This window comes from Magnetospirillum fulvum MGU-K5, assembly GCF_000442515.1.
GTDB lineage: Bacteria > Pseudomonadota > Alphaproteobacteria > Rhodospirillales > Magnetospirillaceae > Phaeospirillum > Phaeospirillum fulvum_B.
In genome coordinates this window covers 1-4,533 of the sequence record NZ_AQPH01000126.1, presented here as the reverse complement: position 1 = coordinate 4,533, position 4,533 = coordinate 1, and the positions used below count along the sequence as shown (strand labels likewise).

At 64.6% G+C, this 4,533-nt stretch carries 3 protein-coding genes; 2 read left to right on the top strand and 1 reads right to left on the bottom strand.

Going from position 1 to position 4,533, the window contains the following annotated elements; genetic code table 11:
• Positions 1 to 1,294 (top strand): protein-disulfide reductase DsbD family protein (locus K678_RS16910; RefSeq protein WP_021133697.1); only part of this gene is annotated, 1,294 nt, incomplete at its 5' end.
• Here K678_RS16910 and K678_RS19800 read toward each other — a convergent pair.
• A complete protein-coding gene (locus tag K678_RS19800) occupies positions 1,269 to 2,642 on the bottom strand; it encodes a pentapeptide repeat-containing protein (protein ID WP_021133696.1) in 1,374 nt (457 codons plus the stop codon). The genes K678_RS16910 and K678_RS19800 overlap by 26 nt on opposite strands.
• Positions 2,643 to 2,774: 132 nt before the next feature.
• On the opposite strand from K678_RS19800, the gene K678_RS16900 reads away from it, so the two are divergent.
• On the top strand, positions 2,775 to 4,533 hold a 1,759-nt coding region (locus tag K678_RS16900), incomplete at its 3' end, for an ABCB family ABC transporter ATP-binding protein/permease (RefSeq protein WP_021133695.1).

The window sequence follows — 4,533 nt, the reverse complement described above, 5'->3', positions numbered from 1 at the left end:
GTTCATCGAATCCGACGAGGCCCCGTCTTTTGCCGCTCCCCAGGTGTTTTTCTCGTCCGACCGTCGTTTGGCGACCTTCGAAATCGAGCCGTCTTCGCCGCCGACCCGGTCGCTGGTCGGGGTGCCACTGACTGTCACCGTTGTCGATGGCGCCCGCTCGCTGGAGGCGAAGGTCGATCCGGTTGCCGCCCCCTCTGACGCCACCTCTTTGATCGGGATGCTGCTGATCGCCTTGCTGGGCGGGGTGATCCTCAACCTGATGCCCTGCGTGCTGCCGGTCCTGTCGATCAAGCTGCTGGGCATCCTCGGTCATGGCGGTGGCGAGCGCGCTCATGCGCGATGGAGCTTCATCGCCTCTGCGGCCGGGATCGTCGCCTCGTTCCTCGCCCTGGCCGGGGTGGCCATTGCCTTGCGTCAGGCCGGTCTTGCCGTCGGGTGGGGGATCCAGTTCCAGCAACCGGCCTTCCTGGCGGTGATGGTGCTGATCTTGTTGCTGTTCGCCGCCAATCTGTGGGGTGGGTTTGAAATCAACCTGCCGCGCTGGCTGCTTGACCGCACCCCCGCAGGCGAGGCGCAGCCGTCTTTAACCGGCCACTTCCTGTCGGGGGCGCTGGCAACCCTGCTGGCGACACCCTGTTCCGCGCCATTCCTCGGCACCGCAATCGGCTTTGCCCTGGCGCGTGGGCCGCTTGAGATCGTCGCGATCTTCGCCGCCCTGGGGATTGGCATGGCCGCCCCCTTCCTGCTGGTGGCGGTTTGGCCCGATGCGGTGTTGCGTCTGCCCCGGCCGGGACGGTGGATGGTTCGGGTCCGGGTGGCGATGGGAGTGGCTCTGGCAGGAACCGCGCTGTGGCTGCTGATGGTGCTGGTCGAGCAGATTCAGACCGCCCCAACGGCGCAGGATCAAGCGTCCGCGCCGGGCGCAATCACCTGGGTCCCGTTTGATTCCGCCGCGATTCAGCCCCTTGTTGCCGAGGGTAAGACCGTCTTCGTCGATGTTACCGCCGATTGGTGCATCACCTGCAAGGTCAACAAGTTGGCGGTGGTGGAGCGGGGCGAGGTGGCTCGGCGGCTATCCGCGCCCGGCTTGGTCGCGATGCGGGCCGATTGGACTCGCCCCGATGTCGCGATAACCGACTATCTCGCCTCCTTTGGACGGTACGGCATTCCCTTCAATGCGGTTTATGGCCCGGGCGTGCCCGACGGAATCGCTCTGCCCGAATTGCTGAGCGAACAATCGGTACTGGACGCATTGGCGCGGGCGGCGACTACTCCCGCCCCGGCGGGCGGTTGAGGCCGGGGGGGAGGCGAGTATCGAGATTACACAACGTCTTCTCGACCTGAGTCTGGGTCAGGTTCTCGACCTTCGACAGATCGGCGTTGGTCAGATCGGCCCCGATCATGATCGCACCCTTCAGATCGGCCCCGGCCAGACGGGCCCGTGACAGCACCGCCCCGGACAGGTCGCAGCCGCGCAGCACCGCCCCTTCCAGATTGCTGAGGTCAAGGCGGGCGTGCCGCAGGGCGGCGACGCCCAGGTTGGCCCCGCCCAGATCGGCCGCAGACAAAATTGCCCGGCGAAAATCCGATCCGTCCAGTCGGGCACGGGCCAGACAGGCATCGGACAGGTCGGTTTCACGGAACGAGGCCTGGGGCAAAATCACGTCGGTCAGATCGGCTCCGGCCAGATCGCGATTGGAGACGTTGGCGCGCTGTCCCTCGGCTCCGCTGGTCTCCAGCCATTTGGCGTGTTCGGCAATCACCGCCGATAAATCAAAGCGGGCGACGTCACCGCCGACACGGACAACATGTCCGGCCGCCGCCAGGGCGTCTTGCCATGCCTGTTTGCGTCGCTCGGCCCGGCGGCGGGCGGCTTCGGCCTCGGCGTCGAAGGGGGGCGGGGCCAGATCGTCGTCGCCAAGGCGGCCGGAGGGGCGGGTCGGCAGTGCGACCAGATCGTCTTCGCTTAAAGTGCCACCAGAGATCCGACGAAGAGGGGCGGCAGCGCTGCCGCCTGCGCCGATTCGAGTCTGCCGGGCCGGGGGGATCACCACAGGGGCTGGCCGCGGCGAAAGGGAAACTGGAGTGGGCGGTGGAGCGGTGGGGGCGGGTGGTGACGGCGGCGGAGGTGCGACGGCCACGACGGGCTCGGGCACCGGCTGCGGCGGGACAGCGCGGACGTGATTGGGTTTGCCGCGGTCGTGGATCGCGGCGGGGGCGGCCATCCGGATCGGGGCGGCCAGGGTGTCGGCGACCCGTAGCGTCAGTTCGTGGCCGGACACCGGCTTGGGCAGCATCCCTTCGATCCCGAGGGCGCGGGCACGATCAACCGCGCCTTTCAGCGCCGCAGAGGCCACGACAAGAATAGGAACCTGGGCGGGAGCGTTGCCACGCAGCCAGCCGATCACCGCCAAAGCCTCGTCGGGAGAGCCGGTCAGATCGACGATCGCAAGATCGGTTCCTCGCCTAGCCAGTTCGATCGTATCGGACGCGATTCCATAGGAAACGATGTCGCCGACCGCCAGCTTGCGAAAGGTTTGCCGAACCAGAAATCGAAACTGATCGTCGGTCCCGAACACCAGAAGGCGAAGGTTTTTCCAGTCGGTACGGCGCCCGCCATCGGCGTGGCTGGGATGTCGCATGCTCTGGCGCCCTTCTTCTGCCTATCGACAAGGATAGGCATACTTTCGTCGAATCGCAATTGCTTGGATCAAAAGCCAGGGCCGCCACCTTGTCCTGTTGCGGCGCACGGAGTGGGTCGCCATGATGCGCCGATGCGAAGCAAACGATCCCCCTCGAATTGGGACCGGGCGCGTGGCCAGGGGGCCGCCGCCGACTGGTCCACCATCCGCGCTCTTCTCCCCAGTCTCTGGCCCGAGGGAGAACCCGGCCTCCGCCTGCGGGTGGTGGTGGCAATGCTGCTGCTCGCCCTGGCCAAGGCGGTTACCGTCACGGTTCCGCTGATCTACAAACATGCGGTTGATGCCCTGTCGCAGCATCCCGGTGCCGGAATGGTGGTGGCGGTGCCATTCGGCTTGCTGCTGGCCTATGGCGTCGCCCGTGTGCTGGCCGGAACTTTCGGCGAGGTGCGCGACATCGTTTTCGTCAAGGTGGCGCAGCGGGCGATCCGCACCACCGGGTTGGACGTGTTCCGCCATCTTCACCGGTTGGGGCTGCGCTTTCATCTCGACCGTCAAACCGGCGGAGTGACCCGGGCGATCGAGCGCGGCACCAAGGCGATCGAGTTCCTGCTCCATTTCCTGCTGTTCAGCATCCTGCCGACTCTGCTGGAAATCGCGATGGTGACCGCGGTTCTGTGGGGGCTTTACGATTCCGGTTTCGCTCTGATCACGGTCGGCACCATCGCGGTCTATATCGCCTTTACCTTCGCGGTGACGGAATGGCGCACCAAGTTCCGCCGCCGGATGAACGAGACTGAATCCGAAGCGGCGGCCAAGGCCATCGATTCGCTGCTGAATTTTGAGACGGTAAAGTATTTCTGCAACGAGGCGCACGAGGCCGGCCGCTACGATTCGTCTCTACGCACCTACGAGACCGCTGCAACCAAGTCGAAGGTGTCGCTCTCGTTGCTCAATATCGGCCAGGGCGCGATTATCGCGGTTGGCCTGACCCTGGTGATGGTCCAGGCGGCCAAGGGCGTCGCCGCGGGGCGGATGACCGTCGGCGATTTCGTCCTGGTGAATTCGTATCTGGTTCAATTGTACATGCCGCTGAACTTCCTTGGCGCGGTCTATCGCGAAATCCGCCAGTCGCTGACCGATCTGGAAGCGATGTTCCGTCTGCTGCGGGAACCGGCCGAAATAAAGGATGCCGCCGATGCCGGTGATCTCGAGGTCTATGGCGGCGAAATCCGGTTCGAGGATGTCCGTTTCGGATACGAATCAAATCGCCAGATTCTGGGCGGGGTCAGTTTTACCGTTCCCGCCGGACGGACTTTGGCCATCGTCGGTGCCTCGGGGGCGGGCAAGAGCACGATCTCGCGACTGCTGTTCCGTTTCTATGAAGTCGGTTCGGGAGCAATCCAAATCGACGGCCAGGATATCCGGGCCGTAACCCAGGATTCGTTGCGGGCCGCGATTGGAATCGTGCCGCAGGACACGGTGCTGTTCAACGATACCATTCGCTACAACATCGCCTATGGCCGCCCCGCAGCCGGTCCCGACGAGATCGAGGAAGCGGCGCGTCTGGCCCGCATTCACGATTTTATTGTCTCTCTGCCCCAGGGTTATGACACCAAGGTCGGCGAGCGAGGGTTGAAGCTGTCCGGCGGCGAAAAACAGCGGGTGGCAATTGCTCGCACCATCTTGAAACGTCCCGCTATTCTGATTTTTGACGAGGCGACCAGCGCCCTCGACACTCAGACCGAAAAGGAAATCCAGGTGTCTCTGCGCGAGGTGTCGCGCAATCGGACCACCCTGATTATCGCGCACCGTCTCTCGACTGTGGTCGATGCCGATGAGATTCTGGTGCTCGATCGCGGTTTGGTGGTCGAGCGCGGTCGCCACGCCGCTC